Consider the following 25,168-nt stretch of genomic DNA (forward strand, 5'->3'; position numbering starts at 1 on the left):
CAATTTGTTGAAACTTTGAGCCTTACCAATTAAACTACGCGCCCTAATTTAACTGAAATTGCGTATGGTGTCTGACAAAAGTTGATCAGATAGCGATACGGCCTAACGAGGTAACCCATGAAACCAGGTATCCACCCAGAATACAAAGAGATCACTGCAACTTGTACTTGCGGTAATGCTTTCAAAACTCACTCTGCACTGTGCAAAGACATCCACTTGGACGTTTGCTCAGCTTGCCACCCGTTCTATACTGGTAAGCAGAAAGTGTTAGACGTAGGCGGCCGTGTTGACCGCTTCAAAAAACGTTTCGCAGTACTGGGCGCCAAGTAATTTCAGGCATCAGTCAAAAAGGAGCTTCGGCTCCTTTTTTGTTGCCTGTAATTCATGACGGGCGGGGATAAACCCGGCCCCTACAAAAAACTGCAACAAAGCCCGGTGATTGTTTAACGCCTCGCTGCAAAGGGGCGTTTTTTATTTATGGCCAGGCTCTTTTGTCATAGCTGCAGTACGCCTAAGATAAGCCACTTTGAATAGCTTTTAAGTTCTTCCTATGGCGCTACAACTGATATCCCCAAACCAATGGCAAACCCAGGCCTGGAAAAATGGAGGTGGTATTACTCATCAACTCGCCCGTTCTGACGACCATGCTGGTATGCGCTGGCGTGTATCCATAGCCGAAGTGGCCAGCGATGGTCCTTTTTCCCGTTTTGAACAAACCGACCGTATTATTATGCTGCTGCAAGGCAAAGGTTTTTGTCTGCATGGTGCTGAAGATCAGCCGGTGGTGTTGGATACAGCTTTGCGTCCTTTTGCTTTTGCCGGTGAAACTGCAATTGACTGCACATTGATCGATGGGCCTGTGCGGGATTTTAATCTGATGACCAGACGTTCTGATGTCAAAGTCAGTTTGCAGGTATTGTCAGTGACACAAGCTTTGTCTTTACAGCTGGCACAAGAATCTTTGTTGTATCTGGTTTCCGGTCATATTCAACTGACTTATGCAGGGCAGAGCTATCAACTGGATGCAGGGCAAAGCTTGTTATGCACTGATGAGGCGGGGGAGTTGCAGATGAAAACCGGTGCAGAGCCCTGCCAGTTGGTATGGATCTGTATTTAACGACCTCTTTTACAAGCCAGACAAGGCGCGTAACATAAAGGCACTGATTTCCTGGCTGGCTTTATCGACAAACAAATGTAAAACGAAGCTGCCGCTTTTATCCCCTTAACCGCAAGCCGTTCAAAAATGGGTGGCCAAGGTTTTAAGACGAGGAGTGTTTGAGCGAGGAGCGGTAGCGACGAACGAGTTGCCGAGTCGCCTTGGACGCACTTTTTTGAGCGGGCTTTCGCAGCGGTCAGGGTCGCCTTTTCTTTGCGCCACTTTCTTTTGGCGACGCAAAAGAAAGCGGCTCGCCTACGGCGAAAGCGTTTTAACTGAGCATCAAATTTATTAAGGAATTTTTATGTCCAAACAACACTCCCCAGGCTTTCTCGCTGTAGTAGACGATGCTAAAAGCAGGGTTAAAGAGCTTACTATTGCTGATTTACAGCAGTTTCCAACCCCTTATGTGTTGGTGGATGTGCGGGAAGATTTAGAGTGGCTGGCCGGGCATTTGCCTGCTGCTATTCATTTGGGTAAAGGCGTGATTGAGCGGGATGTGGAAAAAGCTGTTCAGGATAAACAACAAACGCTGATTTTGTATTGTGGTGGTGGTTTTCGTTCTGCTTTAGCGGGCGATATGTTGCAGAAGATGGGGTATCAGGATGTCTGGAGTTTGGCGGGGGGTTATACAGCATGGGTGAATGCAGGTTTGCCTTTGACTAAGCCACAAGTCTGACGGTGAGCAGAAACAAGCGGGACGGCATAAAACCGTCCCGCAGCGTATTATTTCAGTAAAGATTCAGTCAAATGTGGGCGCATGCCTTTTAACATGGCACCTAATACTTTTGGACTGCCTGCAACTATGTTGCCGCTGCGCAGGTAGTTGTTACCACCAGCGAAGTCACTGATTAAGCCACCGGCTTCACGTAAAATCAGCTCGCCTGCAGCAAAATCCCATGGTTTTAAACCAATTTCCCAGAAACCATCAAAACGGCCTGCTGCGACATAACATAAATCCAGCGCTGCTGAACCAGTGCGACGTACGTCTGCTGCCTGAGTCATCAGAGTTTTAAAGGTTTCAGTGTAAGCATCTAAATGGTGTTTATGTTTAAACGGGAAACCTGTGGCCAGAATAGCGCCGCTTAATTCAGGTAAATTGGTGGTACGGATACGACGGCCATTTAACTGAGCGCCTGCACCACGGGATGCTGTGAATACTTCACCACGTAATGGGTCAAAAACCACGGCCTGATCCAGTCTGCCCTGATGACGCAGAGCTATGGATACAGCAAAATGAGGGATGCCTTTGATAAAGTTTGTGGTGCCATCAAGCGGGTCGATGATCCACTGGTAATCGCTATTATTGTTGCCATATTCGCCGTTCTCTTCACCGATAATATCGTGATCCGGGAATGACTTACGTAAAACATGCACTATGGCCTGTTCTGCTTCTTTATCGATGTTGGTCACAAAGTCATTGGTGCCTTTCTGAGTCGTCTGAACTAAGTCCATTTGACCACAAGCTTTAGCGATGACATTACCTGCGCTGCGGGCAGCACGAATTGCGATGTTTAACATCGGATGCATAACGATTACCTTATTGTATAAAGAACAGTCAAAAGAGCGGCGCGTATTGTAGCCGCTGACAGGAAAAAGTAAAGCGAATTCAGGGCCTGTGTTTTTGTAGTTTGCGTTGCAAAGTACGCCTGTGCATGGCAAGGGCTTTAGCGGTCTGGGATATATTGCCCTGATGTTGTTCCAGAACCCGTTGAATATGCTCCCATTCCAGCTGATCTGTGGATAAAACATCGGCTTCATTTGGCGCTGTTTGGCTGACTTGTCCGCTTAAGGCCTGAGTTAAAGTGACGAAATCAACAGGTTTGGTCAGGTAGTCGTCTGCTCCTGCTTTTACTGCTTGTACTGCTGTGGCTATGCTGGCGTAGCCGGTCAGTAATACGATGCGACATAACGGCAGTTGTTGTCGTAATGGCGCTACATAATCAAGGCCTGAGGCAGTACCAAAACGTAAATCCAGCAGGTAACAATCGGCCTGTTCTGCGATCAGTTCATCAGGGCTTACCGCGTGGTTGTAACTTTGCACCTGATGACCCAAGCCTTCCAACCTGCGGCTTAATGTGCGTGTTAAGGTCACATCATCGTCCAGCAGTACCAGTTTCATGACTGTTTTCCGCTAAAAAAAATACGGGTTAACACGCCTTTTTCAACACAATTTTCCCGTTCCACTTTGCCACCTAAACTATCAATCGACACATTAGCCAGAAACTGACCCAAGCCTAAGCCTTGTTCACTTTGTTGTGGTCTTTTGCCCAACTGCGCCAGAACAGAGTCGGGTAAACCAGGGCCATAATCCCGGATTTGTAGTTCAAGCTGGCTGTTGTGTTGCTGCATCGTCAAACTTAACTTTGGTTCTTTGTTTTGCAGGCTGGCATCTGCTGCATTGTCCAGAATATTAAATAAAGCCGCTGCCAGGCTAATACTGTCGGTTATGCTCAGAGTGGACTGATCGCTACTGAAGTGTTGCTCCATACTGATTTCAGGCCTGCTGACCAGCCAGAGCTGAATACTGTGCTCTATAGCGTCATACAAAGGCTGGGATTGTAGCTCACCTTTTCGCAGTTGCTGAGCATTGCTGCGAAGTTGCTGAACTATCTGCTGGCAACGCTGTAATTGCTGACGCAAGTCGGCTGCTAAAGCCGGGTCTTGTTGTTGCTCTGTCAGCTCGTCAGTGAGCAGCACCAGGTTTTGCAGTGGCGTGGCTAAATCGTGAGCCGCATTGGCGGCATAAGTAGCCACCGCCAGCACTTGCTCATGCTGCAATTGTTTTTGTTGCAGTTTATTTAGTTGTGCTGAAGTAGTACGAATGCGTTGAGTTTGTGCGCTGATAAACCAGCTGACAATAAAAGCACTGAAACTAAAAGCCCACCACATTTGGCTGATATGCTGGCTAAAAGGCTCTGCACTTGTTTGAGCTGCATGCTGGTGTGCTGAATGCTCGCCCGTCAGAGGAATTTGTAACAGCAGGCTGTAACAGCCAATAGCTAAAGCAGCCATCAAGTAGCTCGGGCCAGCAGAAAACAACACAGCAGTTACGGCAACAGGCAGCAATAAAATGGCGACAAAACCATTGTTGGCGCCTCCTGTCATCGCCAATAAAGCGGTGATCATAAAGAGATCAATAAAAATACTGACGGCGATAAAACGTTGCTCCGAGTCTTTATCGCCACGCCAGAGTTTCAGGCTGATATTGGTAAATACATGCACAGCTAATACAAAAGACAGCAGGCTCCAGCTATGGATAGGGTAATGCAGCAGATAAGCGGTCAGGCTGGCCAGCAGCTCTAAGCTGATAAGTACCCAACGAAAACGCTGCAGTTGCTTTAGTGGATGATCTGTATTTAATTCGGCACGGGAAAAAATGCTGTTCATGGCGTCTCAAAAAAAGCGGCTGCCAGGCAGCCGTTGCAAAAAACTGACAATCCAGATTATAGGAGTGGGAACACCTTGTCATCTGATGGAAGTCAGAGTCATTCTGGTCTGCTCTGGCGTTTTGTGCAATGTGGCAAAAGGTCGCACCTTCTTGCCACATTGCTTAGCGACTGGTTTTATATCGCATCACAAAACCAGCAGCAGCCAATACCACTATCAGCAGCATCAGTAATTCCACTATAAGATCGCGATAAAAGCGGCCTGTCAGCGGCATCAGCAGATTCCACTTGTGCAGCAGGGAAAAGCTGGTTCTTTCCAACTGATCGCTCTGACGTAATTGCTCTATCCTTTGCCCTGTTGATGTATCCACAAACAGCAAGTCGCCCTGAGCAGTTTGCAATTGCCACACAGGTAATCTCTTATTGCGGAAATCGTAATTCATACCAAAATGCCTGACTTGCTGCAGTGTATCCGCTTGCCAGTCTGGTGAATAAAGACTAGCCAGAAATTCTGCGTAGTTGCTGTCATCAAGTTTCTGTTTGGTTTTTTCTGGTTGCAGCGGCAGGTAAATAACCTGTTGCTCTGTGGCTTGCCCCTGAAAGCGCTGTTCCCGCTTAGTACTAAGTTCTGCAGTGGTGATGGCTATACGCCAATACCAGCCTTGCTCCGGGCCCTGCACCAAAGTGAGCTGACGTACTGCGGTGTTTTGATTCAGTTCTGGCCAGTTTTGAGTTGCAGTGCTGAAATCCGGCAACAGGGCAGGGGCGGGTAAAGCCAAACCTATCAACTGATCTTTTTGGCTGTTATGCAGCAGGTGATAAAAACCTGTGATGGCATAGCAGGCCACAGGGATAAAGACTATCCAGGCTAATCGGTAGTGCCAAAGCCGCAAGCCCCGGCGTTTTATTTTTGATGGCAATGACCAGAGCAAATAGCTACCAGTGAACAATAACACCAGCACAGAAACCAGTAACAGGCTCATTAAGGCTAACCTGAGTTCAGGCACTGCCTTTAACCAGTTCCAGCTATGTAAAGTACGAAATACCAGTTGCAGACTGTCTTTGTAGCTGTTGCTCAGCGACGCCAGGCTCTGGCTTTCTGTATGAATGTAAGCGGTCAGATCCCCCAACTGAACTTTATACACAGGCAACAGCCGGTTGACCTCGGGGTAGCTATGGTCAAAAGTGGTTTGAAACTGCACTGACTGCAGCTCTGTTTCCGCAATCCCGGTATACCAGCTTGCAAGCCAGACTGCCATCTGCTGATCCGCTTGTGCAGACAGATCAATGCCGCTCAAACTTTGATACTGCCGGGGTTCTGATTTATCACTGCTCAGTTGCAGCCAGATCTGATCCTGATAAGGCAGCAGCTTTACTAAGGCAAAAGCCTCACCTTGTTTCTGCTGCAGCTGTTGCTGGGCTTGTTGCAACTGCTGCGGGCTTAGCTGCATCGCAGGAGGTTGCATCTTTGCTGCTGTTGGCCCTGTCCAGCTCATCAGTGGATGTAAAAATCCCGACACCGCAAAACTGAGTAAGGTCAGGCCACCCAACCAAATCAGTCTTTTGTGCCAGCGCATCAGGCTTCTGTTTTGCATTCGTTATCCTCATTGATCCTTAAAAACTCAGGTTGATGCCAACAAAAAGGCTGCGTGGCATACCTGGTCTGTATTCAATGGCACTGGAACCCACCTGATTACTGGTATAGGTGGAGTAAAGTTTATCGCTCAGGTTCATTAGTCTGGCGTACAGGCGCAGCGCCTGGTTGTATTGATAGTTGGCCCGCAGATGCCAGAGTTGGTGTCCCTGGTAACTATTGGTATTGGTTTCATCAGTGAAGTAGGCCCCGACTTTTTGCCATTCCAGCTCCAGTTGCAGTGCCTGCAAATAAGCCGGGTTGTAACTCAGATTGGCATTGGCCAGTTGCTCTGGTGCTTTGCCTACATCAAAACCACTGAAGTTACGGGTTTCGGTCACTGGCGCTGCACAAGCAGGTGGAAAACAGGAATACAGGTACTGGAAATCGAGGTACTTCTGAGCCGTGACGGTAAAACCACTACCCAGTTTCCATTCATCTGTCAGAGCCCAGACTAAAGCCGCTTCCAGACCCTGGTGCCGGGTATGACCAGCGTTGGTGACTTTACGTTCGTTGCTGTCGATATAGCTGACCACATCGTCTTTGATATCCAACTGATAGTAGGCTAAATCCAGGCTGTAGTTTTGCCCCTGTAAACGCCAGCCCAGCTCTGAATTGCGTGCTTTCACCGGTTCTAAGCCTGTACTGTTTGTTGTGGAGCCCGGTCTGAAAACCTGACCTACAGAAGGAACCCGAAAGGCATGCCTGTGGTTAAAGTAAAGCTGCTGCCGGGCACTGAGCTGGTACAAGGCACCCAATTTTGGACTCAGGGCCTGATAGCTCAAATTTGTGTTATCAGGTCTGAGCCAGCTGCTACGGCCTATAGTTTCAGGTACTGAAGCTGGCAATAAGTCGCGGTAATCTACGTTGAAATAGTCATAACGCACGCCAGCCGTCAAACTTAAAGCTGCTGTTGCTTGCCATTGCAGTTGGCTATAGGGCGAGACAGAGCTTTGATCGGCGTCAAAGTCATAATGCAGGCGGCCTGTTTTTTCATAAGCTGTGTAAATGCCATTCTGGCGCTGCACTGTAATTTGCCATTCGCTGTAACGGGCAGGGCTATAGTCGTAGTCCAGACCGCTGATCCATTGCAGTTGATCACTCAACTGACTGGACCATTGTGCCAGTAATCCCATGGAGTAAAACTCAGTCTGACTTGTGACAGGGTCGTAGCTCAACATCCAGCTGGGCATCAGGCTGGATTTGTTGTCGCGGTAAAATGGCAGTAACATCAGTTCGGAATAGTCCGACCATTGATGGCGAATTTCTGCAGATAAGCGCAATGCCTGTACGTCACGAAAGGCGATATCACCACTGTAATAGTTGGTCTTTGGGCGCTGCAGATATTCTTGTTCATTTAAAGCTGAAACCCCGCTTTGATCAATTTTGCCAAAGCTGGCCAGATACTTAATTTTAGTGGCTGTACTCCAGTCCTGATCCAGTCGCAGACTGCTGGATAGCCGGTCATAGCCGGCGTTTTCACGAAAGCCGTCACTTTTGGTCCAGTTCAAATCCCAGCGCGCAGCACTCTGCTCTGTGACTGGTGCTCCAACTGCAATTAACCCCCTGTTCCAGCCATCACTGCCACTTTCCAGACTAAGTTCAGTTTCTCTGCTAAGTGGGGCAGCTTTGGTCAGAATATTAAAAATGCCGCCTATGGCATCACTGCCATAAAGGGCTGAACCTGGACCTTTGGTTACTTCAACCCGGCCAGATTGTGGGATATCAATTTCATACAAGCCATTGTGATTAAAAAAACCTGTGGGCCTTGTTGGCAAGCCATCTTCCAAAAACAAATAAACACCGCTGGTGGAGATAGGCTGACGAATGGCTGTCATATGGCCTTCCCCACCTAAATCATTCACATGGACCCCAGCCACTCTGTTCAGTAAATCTGCAGGATGGCCCGGACTCACTTTACGAATATCTTCTTCACTTAACACAGCCACAGATTCTGCCAGTAGCTTCAATTGCTGCTGTTGCCGGCTACTGGTCACCACCATGACTTCGACTTGTTGTTCTTTGGCGTTTTTGTCCTGGAACTCAGCCTGGGCTGAAACAGAGATAAAACTGAGCACACAGAAAGGAAAAATGATAGCTTTTGACATAGCTAAGTACCTGAACTTTATAAAGTTCAAATCCTACAGACTTTAAACACAAAACAGCATGCGACAAATTGTCGCAGTTCAGGGAACGTGGACAAACAGAACTTAAGTCATACAAATGTCATGACTTGGCTATAGGCTGCCATCATTTTCTGCTGTAAAGGTGAAATTGATGAAAGCTGTACTCTATCTGATGCGTCATGCGACTGCTGATATACGAAACTCACTGGTGGATGAAGCCGATCGTTGCCTGAATGAAAAAGGCAGATTACAGGCTCGCCGTGTCGCTGATTTTATGCACAAACAGGGCTTAATACCGGACCGTATTTTTTGTAGCCCACATACCAAAGCTGTGCAAACCGCTGCTTTAGTGCGCAAAGATTCTGGTGTCAAAACCGCTGTTGAAGAATGGCACTGTTTATTGCCAGCGGTCACTGCGACTGAAGTAAAAGAACATTTATTCAGTCAGTTACAAGACAATGAAGCAGTGCTGCTGGTAGGGCATGAACCTGAATTGGCTTTACTGATCAATGAATTATTGGGGCTGGACAAAACCTTTATCGAGTTGAAAAAAGCCTCTTTAACTTGTCTGGAACTGGACTCTGAATCAACAGTGCCTGTGCGACTGGCCTGGTCTGTACCTGCTAAATTTATGTAGCGCTGTTGTAGCTAATAAAAAACGGCAGCTCAGGCTGCCGTTTTTTATTTAGACAAGACTTTACGTTAGTGACGGAAATGACGCACGCCAGTGAAAATCATCGTCATGCCATGTTCGTCTGCAGCAGCTATCACTTCGGCATCACGCATAGAGCCACCTGGTTGGATCACGGCTTTAATACCTGCAGCAGCTGCGGCATCTATACCATCACGGAACGGGAAAAATGCGTCTGATGCCATGACTGAACCTTTGACTTCCAGATTCTCGTCAGCGGCCTTGATACCAGCGATTTTAGCACTGTACACGCGGCTCATCTGGCCTGCACCAACTCCAATAGTCATGCTGTCGTTGGCATAAACAATAGCGTTGGATTTCACATATTTAGCCACTTTCCAGCAGAATAATAAGTCACGTAATTCATCTGCTGTTGGCTGGCGTTTGGAGACTACTTTTAAATCATCCAGACCGACCATTTTCTGGTCACGGTCTTGTACCAACACGCCACCGTTAACACGTTTGATATCAAAACCTGTGGTTTTGCTTTCCCATTCGCCACACACCAGTAAACGTACGTTTGGCTTGCCTGATACCACAGCTGCAGCTGAAGCTGTAGCGCTTGGCGCTATGATGACTTCAACAAACTGACGACTGACAATAGCTTCTGCAGTTTTTGCATCTAATTCGCGGTTAAAGGCGATAATGCCACCAAAGGCAGAAGTTGGGTCTGTTTTATAAGCACGCTCGTAAGCGGCCAGAATGTCGTCGCCAATAGCTACACCACAAGGGTTAGCGTGTTTAACGATCACACAGGCTGGTTCGTCGAATTCTTTTACACACTCTAAAGCGGCATCTGTGTCAGCGATATTGTTGTACGACAGCTCTTTGCCCTGCAGCTGAGTCGCGCTGGCGACTGATGCTTCCTGAATGCTGTTTTCTACATAAAAAGCTGCGTTTTGGTGGCTGTTTTCGCCGTAACGCAAATCTTGTTTTTTCACAAACTGAGCGTTAAAAGTGCGTGGGAACTTGCTTGGCTTAGCATCTTCATCGCCGTAGGCAGGGAGCATGGCGCCAAAGTAGTTGGCAATCATACCGTCGTATTGAGCTGTATGCTCAAAAGCGCTGATGGCTAAACTAAAACGGGTGGCATGAGTAGTAGAACCTGCGTTCGCAGCCATCTCAGCTAATACCTTGTCGTAATCGGCCGCGTTCACCACAATAGTGACGTCGTTATGGTTTTTTGCCGCAGCGCGCACCATAGTTGGGCCGCCGATATCGATATTCTCAATGGCGTCTTCTAAAGTACAACCTGCTTTGGCCACAGTGTTGGCGAACGGATAGAGGTTCACTACCACTAAATCGATAGGCTTGATATTGTTGGTTGCCATTACAGCTTCATCCATACCACGGCGGGCCAGAATGCCACCATGTACTTTTGGATGCAGCGTTTTCACGCGGCCGTCCATAATTTCCGGGTGACCTGTGTAATCAGACACTTCAGTCACTGCAATACCCTGGTCTGCCAGTAACTTGGCTGTACCACCAGTGGATAACAGTTCCACTCCCTGGGCGGCTAAAGCACGGGCAAATTCAACTATACCGGTTTTGTCTGACACGCTTAATAAAGCGCGACGGATTGGACGAGCTGCGTTCATTGGATCATTCTCCGCTGTAATGGTTAATTCGGACCAGCACTGCTGTAGTTCACAGCTTTTGGATAGCACTCAAAGCCAGGACACTAATAATAGAGAAAAAAATGGCTTTGTAAGCTATCACCGGGATCAGCTGGTGAAATCCCTTTTTTACTTCAGGTATAACTTAAAGTGGTTCCGCTAAGCGGAAAAGAAAAAAGCACCCTAGGGTGCTTTTTGCTGCGGGACTCCTCCCGCGGGGGCATTAACTCATGCCGTATTGTTTCAGCTTCTTACGCAGAGTACCGCGGTTGATGCCCATCAGGTTGGCAGCGCGGGTCTGGTTGCCGCGAGTGTATTTCATCACTTCTTCTAATAACGGCTTTTCTAATTCGGACAACACTAATTCGTACAGGTCGTTTACGTCCTGACCGTTTAGTTGTTGTAAGTAGTTCGCCACCGCTTTTTGTACCGCGTTGCTTAAAGGCTGCGGTTTTTCTTGCGTTTGAACATGGGCGTTGGTGATAAATGGCGAAGTCACGTTTTGATTAAACATTGCCTAGTCTCTTTTACGTTAGGTTGCTGCTAGTAATTGCTCGAAATACACTTCTAAGGTATCCAACTGCTGTTGGGCTTGTTCGATACCATTAAATTCACTGCGAAACATGCCTTCGCTGTCATGCTCTGCCAGGTACCAACCCACATGTTTGCGGGCAATACGTGGGCCAAGCACTTCACCATATAACTGGTGTAAGCCACGGACATGCTCCAGCAAAATATCCCTGACGTCGCCCGTTGAAGGCGAAGCCAGATGTTCACCAGTTTGCAGATAGTGCACCACTTCACGAAAAATCCAGGGTCTGCCCTGAGCGGCCCGGCCAATCATGACCGCGTCTGCTCCGGTATAGTCCAATACAAATCTGGCTTTTTCCGGCGTGGTGATATCGCCATTGGCAATCACCGGGATAGACACTTTTTGTTTAATAGCGCGGATAGTGTCGTACTCCGCCTCTCCTTTATACATACAAGCTTTAGTGCGGCCATGAACCGCTAAAGCCACAATGCCGTTGTCCTGCGCTATTTGCGCTATCTGTACGCCATTTTTATGTTCGATGTCCCAGCCAGTCCGGATTTTTAAGGTCACAGGTACTGTTACTGCCTGAACTACGGCCTGAATAATCTGTTGTACTAAATCCGGATACTGTAACAGTGCCGAACCAGCCAGTTTTTTATTCACCTTTTTTGCCGGACATCCCATATTGATGTCGATGATTTGGGCGCCATGTTCAACATTAAACACGGCAGCTTCCGCCATCTGAATTGGATCTGAGCCGGCAATTTGCACCGAGCGAAGACCAGATTCATTCTGGTGAGTCATACGATTTAGCGATTTTTCACTTTGCCAGACCAAAGGATTGCTCGACATCATTTCTGATACAGCTAAACCTGCACCAAAACGACGGCAAAGCTCACGAAAAGTGTAATCAGTCACTCCGGCCATAGGAGCACAGATTACGTTGTTCGTTAATTGATATGGACCTATGCGCACCGCTAAAACCAAGGCTCTACCCTAAAGGGGCGCTAAGTTTACGGATTTTTGCCAACAATGCAAAGGTTATTATTTAAACAAAAGTATAAATTTATAGGGGGTTGATGGGTTGACAATAGCTAAACGCCTGAAAACTAGACTTTCTGAAATACAAAACCCAATAAAATCAGGGGGGCACCTTACAGATAATTGTACAGCTGTTGTTTTTGTCACCAATGTAAAAGAAAAAGCCGTTCACAAAAAAGTCAATACTTTTCTTTAGTCGGGTATGTCTGCCTTGTCTGAGTCGTGTAAGATAAAGTGATGATCTTTAAAGGAGAAGTTTGAATGAAGCAGTGGATATGTGCGCTTTGGTTGGGGTTAGGCAGTTGTGTGGTTGCGGCTGAAGTTCTGGTCGCTGATGCGACAGTTCGGGAGATGTTACCAGGCCGCAGTATGACAGCAGGTTATTTCAGTATCAGCAATACTAGTGCTGCAGAAGTGGAGCTTATCAGTGCCAGTAGTCCGGGCTTTGGTTCTGTAGAGCTGCACCAGCATAGCCACAAAGATGGCATGATGAAGATGGAGCTGGTGTCATCTGTAAAAATTGCCGCCGGTGAAGCAGTGCTGTTTCAGCCAGGTGGCTTACATTTGATGTTATTTGATGCCAAAACCAGCATCACTCAGGGCCAGCAAATTCCATTGCGTTTAGAGTTTAAAGATGGTCAATCCATCGACGTTCAGGCTCAAGTCAGCGCTATACCCACTCATTAGGAGCAATAAAATGAACAGATTCAGGATTGTCAGTTTAACCGTGCTGTTCGTTTTTATTTTAGGTTACGGCACAGCCTGGTGGGCCAGCAGAGAACCGGAAGTATTTGATGTCGGGGATTTGTCGGCACAACTCAGTCCTGAGCACAAACACATTGTAGGTTATACCACCACCAGTGCGCTTATTCGGGTGCTGGAAACCTTATTAAGCAAAAATGGCGGTTTTATAAGTAATGATGTGACTCCGTCATTTTCCTTGCTCGACAATATGCCTGCCTGGGAGCTGGGCGCTCTGGAAATGTCGCGTGATTTGGCTTTGGCCTTACGCAAAGACTTAAGCCGTTCACAGTCGCAGTCCATAGAAAATCACTATTTAAAACTGGCGCAGCCTATGCTGAATATTGATCATCGCAGCTGGGCAGTGCCTGCGGCTGAAACAGAATACAGAAGTGCAATCAAACAGTTAGTTTTGTACCGTGCTGCTTTATTAGACCCGGCAAAAACAGACAGTCAGTTTTACACCAGAGCAGATAATTTACGCGACTTGCTGAAAAACGTCGAAAAACGTATGGGCAGTTATAGCCAGCGTTTGAGTGTCAGTGTAGGGCAGGACAGATTAAACACAGATTTAGCGGGTGACAGAAATGCCAGACAATCCACTGCAACAGCAGAATCAAGCAAAATTAAAACCAGTTGGTGGAGCATAGATGATGAGTTTTATGAAGCCCGTGGTGCTTGCTGGGCTTTGTTACATTTCTTAAAAGCGATAGAATTGGATTTCGCGGAGGTTCTGACCAATAAAAACGCGATGATTAGTTTAAGGCAAATTATCCGTGAACTGGAAGCGACCCAGGAACCGGTCTGGAGTCCAATGATTCTGAATGGCCGGGGTTTTGGTTTTATGGCAAATCACAGTCTGGTGATGGCGAATTATATCTCCAGGGCAAATGCGGCTCTGCTTGATTTAACTGAATTATTAGCGCAAGGATAAAGCATGAAAAAGTCTGTTTTTAGTATGGTATTTGTAGCAGCTCTGGCTGCTCCGGTTGCAATGGCGGATACCATTGCTGGCCTTTATATAGGCGCCGATTTGCATTTTGCCGATGCTAAAGGTGGTTTTGGTCAAACGGGCAACCAGCAGAACTTTAGTTTTGAAGATGAAAACTTAAGCAGTTTTTATATCAAAGTGGAACACCCTGTGCCTTTGTTGCCAAACATCAAGCTACAACGTAATAGCGTAAGTTCTAACGGTAACACCACGTTAAACCGGACTTTTGAATTTGATGATCAAATCTTTGCTGTAGGCACTAATGTCGCTCAGGATGTGGATTTATCCAATATCGACGCCACTTTTTATTATGAAATTCTGGACAATGATTTAGTCAGCCTGGATTTAGGTGTGACGGCTAAATACATAGATGGTGATATTAGTGTGGCCACTGAAGGCAGAAATGCAACTCAGGATTTGTCAGCTGTTATTCCTATGGGTTATCTCTATGGTAGTTTTGGCTTATTAGGCACTGGTACGAAGATTTTTGCTGAAGTTAATTATGTCAGCTACGACGGTAGTTCTTTGTCTGATATGCAGTTTGGTATTGCCTATGAACTGATCGACTCGCTGGCTGTGGATCTGTCATTAAAAGCTGGTGTTAAAAAGACGAAGCTTAAACTGGATGACATTGACGATATAGACGCAGATTTAACGTTCGACGGTGCTTTTATTTCTGCAGAACTGCATTTCTAAAACCTGAACAAATTATAGTCTGATCCAAAACTCAAAGCAGAATAACTATTGTTCTGCTTTGAGGGGCAGCTTATAGTGCAGGTCAAGGAAAAGAGGTTCAATTGACATGACGTTAAAAGCTAAACTGGGTCTGGTGGTGGGGTCTTTTGTACTGATAGTGGCTTGTCTTTACACCTCAGCACAACTGCAATTACGTCACGAAACTTTAGTCAGAGTGCAAGCCGAGCAGCAATTGCTGATGAGTTTGTCTTTGATGGTTGAACCTTTTTTAGTGAAAAACAAAATGGAACAGGTCAAAGGCCATTTGCTGGCCACCAGCTTCTCCAGTACCTTACCTATCAAAGCTATTCTGGTCTATCAGGCCGATGGCAATTTATTTGCTGCCACTCAATTTCCCCGCGAGCTGTTTAATTTCAGTCCAACCCGTGATTTAACAGGACAAAAAGCGCTGCAGGATGGCTCCAATCTGTTGTGGTCTGCTGTGATGGTCACACCTGCCAGTATGAGTTATTTCGACACCAACAATGTGGCCGCTGAAGGCAGTACTTTAGGTTATGTGGCTATTCAGATTTCTCCGTTGCGGCTATCCCAGCTTTGGTGGTGGCAAAGTAGCTTGTGGGGCACTTCCTTGTTTATTATTCTCACTTTGGCCTTGTTATGGCAGCGACGCATATTCAAAACTCAGCATCTGCGCTGGCAAGGCTTTTTAAGGCAACTGCGCTCTTTAGTACCTTCTGTGGCTGATGGAAAAAAGCTGTCAGACTTTGACGGTACTGAACTGACGCTGTTATTTCGCTCGCTTTATGCACAGCAACAGCAGTTTCAGCAGCAATTGCGGCAGCAAGATCAGGCCGAACAACAGCAGGGGCAGACGCATAGCACCGCCTGTCAGCAACTGGAAATCAGTTATCAGCAGCAACTAGCCAGACTGAATCACGAGTTAAAACACAGTCAGGATCAGTTGCGACAATGGCAACAACTTTGTGTGTTGGAGCAAGCAGGGCAACCTGAACAACAAACCCAGTTGCTGAACTGGTTATTGAAAGGGGATCTGTTAGATAAAACGCCATTACAACCTCAGACCATCTGGTTTCCTGAATGGCTGGCGCAACAAATGGAGTTGTGGCAACAGGAATTTGAGCTGGCGGACCTTCCTTTTCTTCTGGTGGAAGACCCTGCTCTGAGTTTGTCAGAAGTGGAGTTTTGTCCGCTACATACAGCACAATTACTGAAACAGATCCTCAGTTTGATCCTGCAGGATCTGCAGCAACATGAGCTGAGTTTGTTTATTAACCTGCAGGCTTTTTCCGAGAATAAACTGTTATTGCAGTTTGATCATGCAGGTCAAAGTAGTGCTATACAGCAAATACTTGATGCAGAAAAAGGCGAAAACGCAGGGGTGTTACAGCAACTCTGTGCCAGTTTGTTATCACGTCTTGGTGCCAGATTAACTATTTCCGCTCTGGAAGATTTGGGCTGCTCAGTGCGCCTGGAGTTGCCATTAACTGCGGTTTCAGTCAAAGAGCTGCCTATGTACCAAACTGCCATTTACCTGGACAGCAACAGCATAGGTGCAGCTGTGTTAAAACAAAGTGTGGGTTCAGTGGCTGAACAAGTGATTTGCCTGCAGCAGCCGCAGCAACTGAAAGCTGAGTTACAGCATCGTCTGGTTGATGTGGTTCTGCTGCAACTGCCTGCACCTGATGGTAATACTGAAGTCTGGAGCGAGCTTAATAAGATCACAGATTGCAGTCAGATGCTGGCCTTTTGTCACACAGCGCATCAATCCTATTGGACTGCAGTACTGAATTGTCCTGTATTGAGCAATCCTATGTTATCCGCGACTATCCGGCAGCATCTTAGCCAGGTGCCGAAAAAAGCCAGCTTGCGATTGCTGGTGGTGGATGACAATCAAACCAATCTGAATTTTGTGAAAGCTATGCTAAGCCAGCAGCAATTTGAGGTGGATACTGCAGCAAGTGGAACAGAAGCCATCCGACTTGCGAAAAGCAGCAGATATCAGCTGATCCTGATGGATATTCAGCTGCCGGATATGTCAGGTATTCTGGCTACTCATATGATCCGGCAATTACCACAGCATCAGCACACCGTCATTATGGCCTTTACTGCGCACGCTTTACCTGAAGAAGTCCAGGAGTTCCATCAGGCAGGTATGAATGATGTGGTCATTAAGCCTTTAGATACACAAAAAGTAGCGGATTTGATCAGACGCTGTCAGCAGCTTAGTCTTCAAACTCCAATACCGGGGTGAACAGTTGTTTCATGGCCTGCAGATACGCCGGATTGGCCTGACAGTTCAACAAAGGCAATAACTCAACACCTACAGCGGTAAATTTATAATACTGCAGTACCACTCCTGAATGCCTGGCTTTGCAGGTCAGTTGATGTTGGTGATATTGCAGCTGCAAGCTCTGATCTGGGATCAACTCGCCACTTTCAATTTCAATCTGATGCAGCAGGTTTAGATCAATCAGACTTAAAATCTGTGGAAAGGTTAAGCCAAACTGGCTCAGATTCAGCAGTGCTCTGCTGCGTCCGGTCAGGATCTGCCAAATGGATGGTTTGCGTACATAACCAAAATAAATATGCCCACTGTCTTGCAGCCGCACTCTGCAGGTCAGGCTGGCTGCTTTTTGCAAAGCCAAAGCTTCTTTAAAACTCATGCGTTGCAACAAAAATAAGGTCTTTAGTGAAAAACTGCCCGGCTGGCCAATTTCACCTGCCAGTATTTTGGCCCAAAGCTGTTGCATTGTCTGGTTCGATATATTCAATACTAAATCGCAGTATTGCTGAAACCAGTCCGGGTCCACATCTATATCCGCCACATAATCAGGGCAATAGTCTAAAGCCAGCGCCATGATCTTTTCTAAATTGGATTGTTGTCGCTCTTTATGCATGCGTTCACGCCGCTCGGCACGTTGATGCAGGCTTGGCCCTTTGATATCCGCATCCACAGCCAGGGGGGCACCGGATCGCTGCGCCAGACGTTGATGACGCTGATTAAAGTCGCTACTTTGAACATGACTTGCTGGTTCTGTGTCGCCAGAACTGGTTTTTGTGGCGAATTCGTGCCCCAGTTGGCTACGAGCCAATTGCAGTAAACGTTGATGTCCGCGGCCCGCAGATACTTTCTGCATCATTACACCTCTGATGGTGACAGATTTTATTGCTGAATTTTCACAATAGCGTAAAAATTTGGCTACGACTCTAAAAGAAGTTTGTGAAAGTGTTAAGGTTATGATTTTCAATGATTTTAATAAAATGAATTGCTTTTTTGGCCCGAGGGTATAGTGTAGATAAACTGGATTATAAGCTTACAAAGGATAGCGGTGGGGTGGACCCTGATTGCCAAAGCGGATTCAGGGTATATGCTAGTATTTATGCAATAGTGCCTTGATATGCTTTCAAAAAGTATTTCCCTACAGCTGATGTAAAAAAGGTCGGAGCATGGTGTCAAAAGCAGCAGATGATGATTTTCTGTTCCTCGCAGAAGACGAAACAGATTCGGAAGCAGAAACACAATCCAGTGGTGAATGGCACCTGCTGATTGTTGATGATGACGAAGAAATTCATACGGTCACTAAACTGGCCTTATCCGACTTATTGGTTTTAGACCGTAAGCTGGTTTTTCATCATGCTTTTTCTGGCAAAGAAGCCTTAAAGTTTCTGGTGAATAATCCTTATATAGCCGTCATTTTGCTTGATGTAGTGATGGAATCTGACGATGCGGGCCTGAAAGTAGTACAGCAAATTCGTGATGAATTAAAAATGGATGAAGTACGTATAGTTCTGCGTACTGGCCAGCCTGGTTATGCACCTGAAGAGAGCGTGATCAAAGAATACGATATTAACGATTACAAAACGAAAACCGAACTGACCCGCAATAAACTGGTGACTGCCATTATTTCCTCTATTCGCAGTTATCAGCAAATCCGCACTATTAACCAGAACCGCATTGGCCTGCAGAAAATCATTAATGCCGGTGCTAATTTGCTGGAACAACATTCGTTGCATGAATTTTCTGAAGGGGTGGTTACTCAAATCTCCTCTCTGATTGGCTTGCATGCAGAAGGTGTGCTTTGTGCTCAGATTGAAGATGATGGCAGCAGCAGTGACAATATTTATGTCCTGGGCGCAGCCGGGCATTACGCGCCTTATATTAAATGCAAACTGGAGCGGCTGAATAACAGCAGAATTATCCAGCAAATCACCACTTGTCTGGCAGAGCGGCGGCATATTTTTACCGACAAAGATACGGTGCTTTATCTGGGAAATATTGATCACGCCGCAGCTGTTTATATCGAAACTAACAGACCTGTGGAAGACTTTGACCGTCAGTTGATTGAAGTGTTTTTAAGCAATATTTCTATTGGTTATGAAAACGTTACGTTGTTTCAGCAACTTAAACATGCGGCTTATATTGATCCTTTAACCAAAACTCCAAACCGCAATGAATTCACTTCTTTGCTGCAGGAAACCAGACGGCTGGATCCTGAGCGTAATGTGGCAGTATTAATTGATATCGACCATTTTTCTGATGTGAACGATGGTTTAGGCCAGGAAACAGGCAATGAACTGCTGATAGCCGTCACGCACAGGTTAGTGGCCCAATTCGGAGAAATTGCCCAGATTGGTCGTATTGGTGCTGATGTGTTTGGTTTAATAGGCCCTGAACAAGCCCTGACCCCTGAAACCTTGTCTGGTATCTTTGAGATGCCTTTCCAGTGCTCTGAACACTCCTTGCAGGTGAATGCAACTTTTGGTTTCTGTCGTTTACGTGACAGTGCTTTGCATGGACTGACTATCCTGAAGCATGTTTACATTGCACTGAACAGAGCGAAAAAACATCTGGCACAAAATTATGAGTATTACAGTGCCCAGATGGAAGAACAGATGGTTGATCGGCTGGTGATGCTCAGAAGTTTACGCTCTGATTTCCAGAAAGATAAACTTCAGTTGTGGTATCAGCCGCAAATTTGTTTAAAAAGCGGCAATGTGCTGGGGATGGAGGCGCTGTTGCGCTGGCCTCAGCCTGATGGCAGCTTTATTTCTCCGGCCGTTTTTATCCCGCTGGCAGAATACTCTGGTCTGATCATTGAAATAGGCGATTGGGTGCTGCAGCAAGCCTGTAAGCAGCTGCAAAGTTTAAAAACACAAGGTTTTGCTCATCTGCGAATAGCCGTCAATGTGTCTATGCCTCAGTTCCGTAACCATAGATTTGTGCAGTCTGTGATCGATTGTGTCGAACGTTATCAGGTCGACCCGGCATTGCTGGAGCTGGAAATTACTGAGTCTGTGGTGATGGATGATCCGAAGATAGTGATAGGGGCATTAAACAAGCTAAAAGGCTTTGGCATTAAAGTGGCTATTGATGATTTTGGCATTGGCTTTTCATCCTTAAGCTATTTACAGCAGCTACCTCTGGACAGGATCAAAATTGACCGCGCTTTTATTCAGGATTTTGACCGCCCTAATGGCACTTTGATTGCGGAAACTATCATCAATCTGGGACAAAAACTGGGTTTGGCAACTATAGCGGAAGGTATTGAAACTAAGGCCCAGGAAGACGCTGTGCGTGCTATGGGTTGCGAAGAAGTGCAAGGCTTTATGTATGCCAAGCCGATGACAGCTTCGGATTTAGTCAAGTTTTTATCTAAAAGTTGAGCAGTAATTCCTGGAATGAAAAAGCCGACTACAAGTCGGCTTTTTCATGGCTGGTTGGCGGAGTGTCAACGATTAGCAATCAAGGCTAATTGTTCACCCAGTTGCAGAAAATCTTTGCTGTTTTGTTGGCTTTGCGCTGTGTGGCTGGTGATATCCCGCATATAAGTCACCATGGCTTTGGTCAGATGCTGTTGCTCATCTGTAGCCGTAGCAATTTCCTGATTCATCGCACAAATCTGAGAAATACTGCCGGTGATTTGCTGCAGGGATTGGCCTGCCTGATTGGCGGACTGCACACTTAAATCGGCTTGTTCACTACTCAACTTCATTTTTTGCACTGCTTCACGGGCTGCATTTTGCAGTTGCTCAATAGTACGCTGAATTTGTTCAGTCGATTTTTGAGTGCGGGAAGCCAGAGTTCGTACTTCATCTGCAACTACAGCAAAACCACGGCCTTGTTCACCCGCCCGTGCTGCTTCTATAGCGGCATTCAGCGCCAGTAAGTTGGTTTGTTCCGCTATGCCTTTAATGACTTCCAGTACAGCACCTACCTGATTACTGTCCTGTTCCAGCTGAGCTATGGTGGCTGAGGCTTGTTGTAAATGCACTGCCAGTTGTTCGATATTCTGCACTGTGCTGGCGACAGTTTGCTGGCCTTGTTGGGCTATCTGATTGGAATGATTGGCTGCTTCTGCTGCTAACTTGGCACTTTGCACTTCGTCCAGCACACTTTGGTTCATCGACTCAACCATGGTTAAAGTCTGGCCCGCTGTATGTTCTAATTGACTCAGGTGTTTTTGCTCATCAGCGGTAATATGGCGTATTGATTTCACCAGCTGTTTTAACTCTTCGTTATGGCTTTGCGACTCCTGCTGTTGCTGCTTTAAGGCAACTAGCCACAGATTAAATTGCTCACGAACCGGAGCTAAATCTGCAGTGCTTACCGTATTTAATTGCAGACTCAGACTTTTTTCTTTTACAGAACGTTGGATCAGCAGTTGTTGTTCTGCGACGAAGCTTTGATAGCTGTTTAAAGCGGTTTGACTCAAAAGCCACTGCAACACCAAAGTGACAACTATGACTAAAGCGGACCAAAGCCAGTGTTGCTCTGCTAATACAGTGAAAACTAACAGCATTCCAACCAGAGTGCTGATGCCGGACAACACAATTTTGGTCTGTGCAGACCCAAATTCAAACAAAGCCATAAACCTTACCCCTAATGACTTCAAACAAGCTGTTGAAGTGGAATTTATTATTGTAATAATGAAATATGGCCCGCAAAACCAAACCAAATCTGTTGCTGAAAATAACAGATATTTGCGGAAGTTTTTATCAGATTTTGCGTTTTTTGCTAAAAAAATACGGCTTTTGAACAAAGGGGGCAGCAGTGGTGCAGTTAGAGGAAAACCTAGTAAGGCAATAGGTCTTTTTTGTATAAAAAAACGGCACCTGGGTGCCGTTTTCAGTGCTGGATATTACTTCTGCTGAGCGCGTTCAAATGAACTGACGATTTCAGCTTTAGCTTCGGCTTTGTCGCCCCAGCCAACAACCTTCACCCATTTGCCTGGCTCTAATTCTTTGTAACGTTCAAAGAAATGCTGAATTTGGTTTCTCAGCAGTTCTGGCACGTCGTTCAGATCCTGAATGTTGTCGTAAATTTTAGTTAGTTTGCTGATTGGCACAGCTAAAACTTTAGCGTCTTCACCTGACTCATCTGCCATTTTTAATACGGCAACAGGACGGCATTTGATCACAGCGCCCGGCACCAATGGGTAGGGTGTTGGCACTAATACGTCAACCGGATCTCCGTCTAAAGACAGGGTATGGTTTACAAAGCCATAGTTACAAGGGTAAAACATTGGAGTAGACATAAAACGGTCAACCCAGACTGTGCCTGTGTCTTTGTCTACTTCGTATTTGATTGGATCGGCATTGGCCGGAATTTCAATGATGACATTAATTTCATCCGGCAGATTTTTACCTGCGGCAACCTGACTTAAGCTCATAACGCTTCCTTTATGCTGAATAGTGGTCGCCTATTATAACGGCGGCCGTAAAAATGGCTATACCCGTTGTACTTGAAGCTGCAGCTTTGTTGCCTGCGCTACTCGCCCCAGTCACATAGGACAACTATGCTCCTGGGGTCTCGCTCACTTGTCGTCGCGCTGCAACTCCAATTACTTAGGTTAATACCCGTTGTACTTGAAGCTGCAGCTTTGTTGCCCTCAACATCGGTTTGATATCTGGACGGGCGCGGATAAACCACGCCCCTAGATGCAAAATAGGTTTAACGTCGGGACTGGCTGAGATAAATCCTGCCTCTACGTTGCCTGATGATACTGCAGGCAGCTTTCTACTTCGTGTTTTGATCCTAAAATCACAGCCACACGCTGATGGATGTCCACAGGCTGAATGTCCATAATACGTACTTTACCTGTGGAGCTTGCGCCACCAGCTTGTTCTACCAGAAAACTCATTGGATTGGCTTCGTACATCAGTCGGAGTTTGTCCGGTTTTGTTGGGTCTTTCACATCGCTGGGATAAGCAAAAATACCACCACGACATAAAATTCTGTGTACGTCACCGACCATAGCGGCAATCCAGCGCATATTAAAGTTTTTGCCACGTGGGCCTTCTTTGCCTTTCAGGAGATCAGCCACATAGTTTTGCATCGGAGCCTGCCAGTAGCGCTGGTTCGACATATTAATAGCAAATTCTGCAGTTACACCCGGGATGGTGACGTTTTCTGTAGTCAGCAGAAAACCACCATAGGTTTTATCCAGCGTATACATTTTGGTGCCTTTGCCAGTGGTTAGCGCCATCAGGGTGGACGGGCCATACAATATATAACCTGCGGCTATTTGAGCTGTGCCTGGTTGCAGGAAAATAGACGGATCGGCAGGGTCTGCACCTTTGGGTGCTGGCAGAATAGAAAAGATAGTACCAATTAAGCTGTTGATATCTGTGTTAGACGAGCCATCCAGCGGGTCGAAGGTCACCAGGTATTTACCTGATGGATTACCAGCAACTGTACTGTCTTCTTCCTCAGAAGAAATCGCCATCACTGAACCTGTTTCGAGGATTAGATCTTTGAGCAGTTCGTTGGAGATGACATCGAGTTTTTTCTGGGTTTCGCCCTGAACATTTTCGTTCAGAGTGGAACCCAACACATCTGAGAGTTCACCCTGGCCTACGCGAAACGAAATTTCTTTGCAGGCAGCTACGATGCTTTTAATCAGATCTATCAGGTCTGCATCTGCACCATCAAGACGCAGGGCTGGAGCCAATCGACGCATAAAACAATCCTTTTTTTGTGTAGGTAGAGGAAGCTTTGGCCGCAGTGTTAATTTTGATTGGAGGCTGTCGGCCACAGCGGCAGCTATTTTAATCAAGTTCAGGCTAAATTGCAGGTTTATGCTGGTTTTATTTCAGCTGTTCTGCAGAGTCCTTTGCTAGAATGGCCGCAGAACCCGTTTTACAGGCAGTAAGGATGCAGTATGCATATTCATATTTTAGGCATTTGTGGCACTTTTATGGGCGGTATTGCCGCTATAGCAAAAAGTCTCGGGCATCAAGTCACAGGCTCTGACGCTAATGTGTACCCTCCTATGAGTACTCAACTGGAGCAACTGGGCATTGAATTGACCCAGGGTTATGATCCAAAGCAGCTGCAACCCGCTCCTGATCTGGTGATTATTGGTAACGCCATGTCGCGCGGCAACCCGGCTGTGGAATATACCCTGGATCAAAATATTCCTTACAGCTCAGGCCCGCAGTGGCTGGCTGAACAGGTATTGCATCAGCGCTGGGTGCTGGCTGTGTCTGGTACTCATGGCAAAACCACCACCAGCAGCATGCTGGCTTGGGTTCTAGAGTATGCAGGTTTAAAGCCTGGCTTTTTAATAGGTGGTATTCCGCAGAATTTTGACAGCTCAGCCCGTTTAGGCGATTCGCCGTTTTTTGTCATTGAAGCCGATGAATACGACACGGCCTTTTTTGATAAACGCTCTAAGTTTGTGCACTACAGACCCCGCACTTTAGTCATTAATAACCTGGAATACGACCACGCTGATATTTTCCCGGATTTAGCCGCTATTCAGCGCCAGTTCCATCACTTATTGCGTATGGTGCCATCTACTGGCCTGGTGCTAAGCCCGGCCCATGTGGACGCTGTGGATCAAACCTTGGCTATGGGCTGCTGGAGTGAGCAGCAGCGTTATGGCAAAGACTGGACTGTGGCATTAAAGCAGGCGGATGGCAGTGTATTTGAGTTGTTTTATATGAGTGTTTCGCAAGGTATTTTGCACTGGGATTTATGTGGCAACCATAATGTCGAAAATGCCGTCATGGCGATAGCTGCTGCCCGCCATGTCGGTGTACCTGTGGCTGTATCTATTGAAGCTTTAACTCAGTTTGTTTCACCTAAACGCCGGATGGAACTTAAAGGCACAGTCAAAGGCATCGCAGTGTATGACGACTTTGCTCATCACCCGACCGCTATAGAAACCACTTTGGCTGGTTTAAGAGCCCGTGTGGGTGAGGCCAAAATTTGGGCTGTGCTTGAGCCGAGATCCAATACTATGCGGATGGGCGTCCATAAATCTGCCATTGCCGATTCTTTACATGATGCCAATGAAGTACTGCTGTTTGAGCCTGCCAATTCAGGCTGGTCTTTGGCTGCTGTGGCAGAACAAATGCCGGGCAGGGCGAATGTGTTTCAGTCGGTGGAATTAATAGTGGCTGCTTTGGTTGAAAAAGCCTCGGCAGGGGATCATATACTGATCATGAGCAACGGCGGTTTTGGTGGTATACACCAAAAATTACTCGATGCTTTGTCTTCAGATTAATCAGCTTTCTTTAAAAAGAGAACC

23 protein-coding genes are annotated in these 25,168 nt (G+C 46.5%); 11 read left to right on the top strand and 12 right to left on the bottom strand.

The window, feature by feature from the left end; all coding sequences use genetic code 11:
- Window positions 1–117 precede the first annotated feature (117 nt).
- The 3 genes from rpmE (at window position 118) to J2W69_RS06860 (ending at window position 1,835) form a co-directional block, all read left to right on the top strand.
- Complete coding sequence (gene rpmE, locus J2W69_RS06850) at window positions 118–330, top strand: 50S ribosomal protein L31 (RefSeq protein ID WP_264345568.1); 213 nt, start codon at window positions 118–120, stop codon at window positions 328–330.
- A gap of 220 nt (window positions 331–550) precedes the next feature.
- The gene (locus J2W69_RS06855) at window positions 551–1,117 is read left to right on the top strand and encodes a HutD/Ves family protein (protein WP_310275916.1); all 567 of its coding nucleotides are present in this window, start codon (window positions 551–553) and stop codon (window positions 1,115–1,117) included.
- Between the two features lie 343 nt (window positions 1,118–1,460).
- A complete protein-coding gene (locus J2W69_RS06860; protein ID WP_310275918.1) occupies window positions 1,461–1,835 on the top strand; it encodes a rhodanese-like domain-containing protein in 375 nt (124 codons plus the stop codon).
- Window positions 1,836–1,882: 47 nt separating this feature from the next.
- Here the strand turns inward: J2W69_RS06860 and suhB are convergent, their stop codons facing one another.
- The 5 genes from suhB to J2W69_RS06885 form a co-directional block, all read right to left on the bottom strand.
- Window positions 1,883–2,686 carry an inositol-1-monophosphatase gene (gene suhB / locus J2W69_RS06865; RefSeq protein WP_008900039.1) on the bottom strand — a complete coding sequence of 268 codons (804 nt, stop codon included), beginning with the start codon at window positions 2,684–2,686 and terminating at the stop codon, window positions 1,883–1,885.
- A gap of 79 nt (window positions 2,687–2,765) precedes the next feature.
- Window positions 2,766–3,278, bottom strand: a complete 513-nt coding sequence (locus J2W69_RS06870) for a response regulator transcription factor (RefSeq protein ID WP_310275923.1) — start codon at window positions 3,276–3,278, stop codon at window positions 2,766–2,768.
- Window positions 3,275–4,546 (bottom strand): ATP-binding protein, encoded by a 1,272-nt coding sequence (locus J2W69_RS06875; protein ID WP_310275925.1) that lies wholly within the window; start codon window positions 4,544–4,546, stop codon window positions 3,275–3,277. The genes J2W69_RS06870 and J2W69_RS06875 overlap by 4 nt, the downstream gene beginning before the upstream one ends.
- A 163-nt stretch (window positions 4,547–4,709) precedes the next feature.
- On the bottom strand, window positions 4,710–6,140 hold the full coding sequence (locus tag J2W69_RS06880; RefSeq protein ID WP_310275927.1) for a hypothetical protein: 1,431 nt from the start codon (window positions 6,138–6,140) through the stop codon (window positions 4,710–4,712).
- 19 nt (window positions 6,141–6,159) lie between these two features.
- Complete coding sequence (locus tag J2W69_RS06885; protein ID WP_310275928.1) at window positions 6,160–8,286, bottom strand: TonB-dependent receptor; 2,127 nt, start codon at window positions 8,284–8,286, stop codon at window positions 6,160–6,162.
- Between the two features lie 169 nt (window positions 8,287–8,455).
- Between J2W69_RS06885 and sixA the strand changes: the two genes are divergently transcribed.
- A complete protein-coding gene (gene sixA / locus J2W69_RS06890) occupies window positions 8,456–8,941 on the top strand; it encodes a phosphohistidine phosphatase SixA (RefSeq protein ID WP_310275930.1) in 486 nt (161 codons plus the stop codon).
- A gap of 65 nt (window positions 8,942–9,006) precedes the next feature.
- Here the strand turns inward: sixA and purH are convergent, their stop codons facing one another.
- The 3 genes from purH to dusB all read right to left on the bottom strand — a co-directional run bounded on the left by purH (window position 9,007) and on the right by dusB (window position 12,118).
- Window positions 9,007–10,593, bottom strand: a complete 1,587-nt coding sequence (gene purH / locus J2W69_RS06895; RefSeq protein ID WP_310275932.1) for a bifunctional phosphoribosylaminoimidazolecarboxamide formyltransferase/IMP cyclohydrolase — start codon at window positions 10,591–10,593, stop codon at window positions 9,007–9,009.
- A 241-nt stretch (window positions 10,594–10,834) separates the two neighbouring features.
- A complete protein-coding gene (fis, locus tag J2W69_RS06900) occupies window positions 10,835–11,125 on the bottom strand; it encodes a DNA-binding transcriptional regulator Fis (RefSeq protein WP_008897208.1) in 291 nt (96 codons plus the stop codon).
- An 18-nt stretch (window positions 11,126–11,143) separates the two neighbouring features.
- Window positions 11,144–12,118, bottom strand: coding sequence for a tRNA dihydrouridine synthase DusB (gene dusB / locus J2W69_RS06905; RefSeq protein WP_310276426.1), 975 nt, complete (start codon window positions 12,116–12,118; stop codon window positions 11,144–11,146).
- A gap of 327 nt (window positions 12,119–12,445) precedes the next feature.
- Between dusB and J2W69_RS06910 the strand changes: the two genes are divergently transcribed.
- The 4 genes from J2W69_RS06910 to J2W69_RS06925 all read left to right on the top strand — a co-directional run bounded on the left by J2W69_RS06910 (window position 12,446) and on the right by J2W69_RS06925 (window position 16,884).
- Window positions 12,446–12,871 (top strand): copper chaperone PCu(A)C, encoded by a 426-nt coding sequence (locus J2W69_RS06910; RefSeq protein WP_310275935.1) that lies wholly within the window; start codon window positions 12,446–12,448, stop codon window positions 12,869–12,871.
- 10 nt (window positions 12,872–12,881) lie between these two features.
- Window positions 12,882–13,859 (top strand): DUF2333 family protein, encoded by a 978-nt coding sequence (locus J2W69_RS06915; protein ID WP_310275937.1) that lies wholly within the window; start codon window positions 12,882–12,884, stop codon window positions 13,857–13,859.
- A gap of 3 nt (window positions 13,860–13,862) precedes the next feature.
- A complete protein-coding gene (locus J2W69_RS06920) occupies window positions 13,863–14,612 on the top strand; it encodes a TIGR04219 family outer membrane beta-barrel protein (RefSeq protein ID WP_310275939.1) in 750 nt (249 codons plus the stop codon).
- A 106-nt stretch (window positions 14,613–14,718) separates the two neighbouring features.
- Window positions 14,719–16,884, top strand: a complete 2,166-nt coding sequence (locus tag J2W69_RS06925) for a response regulator (protein ID WP_310275941.1) — start codon at window positions 14,719–14,721, stop codon at window positions 16,882–16,884.
- Here J2W69_RS06925 and J2W69_RS06930 read toward each other — a convergent pair.
- Entirely contained in the window at window positions 16,856–17,770 is a 915-nt protein-coding gene (locus tag J2W69_RS06930; RefSeq protein ID WP_310275943.1) for a TIGR03899 family protein, read from the bottom strand. The genes J2W69_RS06925 and J2W69_RS06930 overlap by 29 nt on opposite strands.
- Before the next feature lie 310 nt (window positions 17,771–18,080).
- Here J2W69_RS06930 and J2W69_RS06935 point away from each other — a divergent pair, with 310 nt between their 5' ends.
- Complete coding sequence (locus J2W69_RS06935; RefSeq protein ID WP_310275945.1) at window positions 18,081–20,297, top strand: bifunctional diguanylate cyclase/phosphodiesterase; 2,217 nt, start codon at window positions 18,081–18,083, stop codon at window positions 20,295–20,297.
- 65 nt (window positions 20,298–20,362) lie between these two features.
- Here the strand turns inward: J2W69_RS06935 and J2W69_RS06940 are convergent, their stop codons facing one another.
- On the bottom strand, window positions 20,363–21,433 hold the full coding sequence (locus tag J2W69_RS06940; protein WP_310275947.1) for a methyl-accepting chemotaxis protein: 1,071 nt from the start codon (window positions 21,431–21,433) through the stop codon (window positions 20,363–20,365).
- Window positions 21,434–21,449: 16 nt separating this feature from the next.
- Here J2W69_RS06940 and J2W69_RS06945 point away from each other — a divergent pair, with 16 nt between their 5' ends.
- Window positions 21,450–21,785 (top strand): hypothetical protein, encoded by a 336-nt coding sequence (locus J2W69_RS06945; RefSeq protein WP_310275948.1) that lies wholly within the window; start codon window positions 21,450–21,452, stop codon window positions 21,783–21,785.
- On the opposite strand, the gene ppa is transcribed toward J2W69_RS06945, so the two are convergent.
- Both ppa and J2W69_RS06955 read right to left on the bottom strand, forming a co-directional pair.
- Window positions 21,773–22,303: an inorganic diphosphatase gene (ppa, locus tag J2W69_RS06950; protein ID WP_310275950.1), complete on the bottom strand. Its 531-nt coding sequence runs from the start codon at window positions 22,301–22,303 to the stop codon at window positions 21,773–21,775. The genes J2W69_RS06945 and ppa overlap by 13 nt on opposite strands.
- Window positions 22,304–22,618: 315 nt before the next feature.
- On the bottom strand, window positions 22,619–23,593 hold the full coding sequence (locus J2W69_RS06955; RefSeq protein ID WP_310275952.1) for a class 1 fructose-bisphosphatase: 975 nt from the start codon (window positions 23,591–23,593) through the stop codon (window positions 22,619–22,621).
- 201 nt (window positions 23,594–23,794) lie between these two features.
- Here J2W69_RS06955 and mpl point away from each other — a divergent pair, with 201 nt between their 5' ends.
- Entirely contained in the window at window positions 23,795–25,144 is a 1,350-nt protein-coding gene (mpl, locus tag J2W69_RS06960) for a UDP-N-acetylmuramate:L-alanyl-gamma-D-glutamyl-meso-diaminopimelate ligase (protein WP_310275955.1), read from the top strand.
- The last annotated feature ends 24 nt before the right edge of the window (window positions 25,145–25,168 follow it).

Source organism: Rheinheimera soli (assembly GCF_031457405.1).
GTDB classification, from domain to species: Bacteria; Pseudomonadota; Gammaproteobacteria; order Enterobacterales; family Alteromonadaceae; genus Pararheinheimera; species Pararheinheimera soli_A.

What these genes read in the sequence shown, in the direction of transcription:
- rpmE (WP_264345568.1), top strand. Translation starts at nt 118, where the DNA reads ATGAAACCAGGTATCCACCCAGAATACAAAGAGATCACTGCAACTTGT.
- J2W69_RS06855 (WP_310275916.1), top strand. Translation starts at nt 551, where the DNA reads ATGGCGCTACAACTGATATCCCCAAACCAATGGCAAACCCAGGCCTGG.
- J2W69_RS06860 (WP_310275918.1), top strand. Translation starts at nt 1,461, where the DNA reads ATGTCCAAACAACACTCCCCAGGCTTTCTCGCTGTAGTAGACGATGCT.
- suhB (WP_008900039.1), bottom strand. Translation starts at nt 2,686, where the DNA reads ATGCATCCGATGTTAAACATCGCAATTCGTGCTGCCCGCAGCGCAGGT.
- J2W69_RS06870 (WP_310275923.1), bottom strand. Translation starts at nt 3,278, where the DNA reads ATGAAACTGGTACTGCTGGACGATGATGTGACCTTAACACGCACATTA.
- J2W69_RS06875 (WP_310275925.1), bottom strand. Translation starts at nt 4,546, where the DNA reads ATGAACAGCATTTTTTCCCGTGCCGAATTAAATACAGATCATCCACTA.
- J2W69_RS06880 (WP_310275927.1), bottom strand. Translation starts at nt 6,140, where the DNA reads ATGCAAAACAGAAGCCTGATGCGCTGGCACAAAAGACTGATTTGGTTG.
- J2W69_RS06885 (WP_310275928.1), bottom strand. Translation starts at nt 8,286, where the DNA reads ATGTCAAAAGCTATCATTTTTCCTTTCTGTGTGCTCAGTTTTATCTCT.
- sixA (WP_310275930.1), top strand. Translation starts at nt 8,456, where the DNA reads ATGAAAGCTGTACTCTATCTGATGCGTCATGCGACTGCTGATATACGA.
- purH (WP_310275932.1), bottom strand. Translation starts at nt 10,593, where the DNA reads ATGAACGCAGCTCGTCCAATCCGTCGCGCTTTATTAAGCGTGTCAGAC.
- fis (WP_008897208.1), bottom strand. Translation starts at nt 11,125, where the DNA reads ATGTTTAATCAAAACGTGACTTCGCCATTTATCACCAACGCCCATGTT.
- J2W69_RS06910 (WP_310275935.1), top strand. Translation starts at nt 12,446, where the DNA reads ATGAAGCAGTGGATATGTGCGCTTTGGTTGGGGTTAGGCAGTTGTGTG.
- J2W69_RS06915 (WP_310275937.1), top strand. Translation starts at nt 12,882, where the DNA reads ATGAACAGATTCAGGATTGTCAGTTTAACCGTGCTGTTCGTTTTTATT.
- J2W69_RS06920 (WP_310275939.1), top strand. Translation starts at nt 13,863, where the DNA reads ATGAAAAAGTCTGTTTTTAGTATGGTATTTGTAGCAGCTCTGGCTGCT.
- J2W69_RS06925 (WP_310275941.1), top strand. Translation starts at nt 14,719, where the DNA reads ATGACGTTAAAAGCTAAACTGGGTCTGGTGGTGGGGTCTTTTGTACTG.
- J2W69_RS06930 (WP_310275943.1), bottom strand. Translation starts at nt 17,770, where the DNA reads ATGCAGAAAGTATCTGCGGGCCGCGGACATCAACGTTTACTGCAATTG.
- J2W69_RS06935 (WP_310275945.1), top strand. Translation starts at nt 18,081, where the DNA reads ATGGTGTCAAAAGCAGCAGATGATGATTTTCTGTTCCTCGCAGAAGAC.
- J2W69_RS06940 (WP_310275947.1), bottom strand. Translation starts at nt 21,433, where the DNA reads ATGCTGTTAGTTTTCACTGTATTAGCAGAGCAACACTGGCTTTGGTCC.
- J2W69_RS06945 (WP_310275948.1), top strand. Translation starts at nt 21,450, where the DNA reads ATGCCGGACAACACAATTTTGGTCTGTGCAGACCCAAATTCAAACAAA.
- ppa (WP_310275950.1), bottom strand. Translation starts at nt 22,303, where the DNA reads ATGAGCTTAAGTCAGGTTGCCGCAGGTAAAAATCTGCCGGATGAAATT.
- J2W69_RS06955 (WP_310275952.1), bottom strand. Translation starts at nt 23,593, where the DNA reads ATGCGTCGATTGGCTCCAGCCCTGCGTCTTGATGGTGCAGATGCAGAC.
- mpl (WP_310275955.1), top strand. Translation starts at nt 23,795, where the DNA reads ATGCATATTCATATTTTAGGCATTTGTGGCACTTTTATGGGCGGTATT.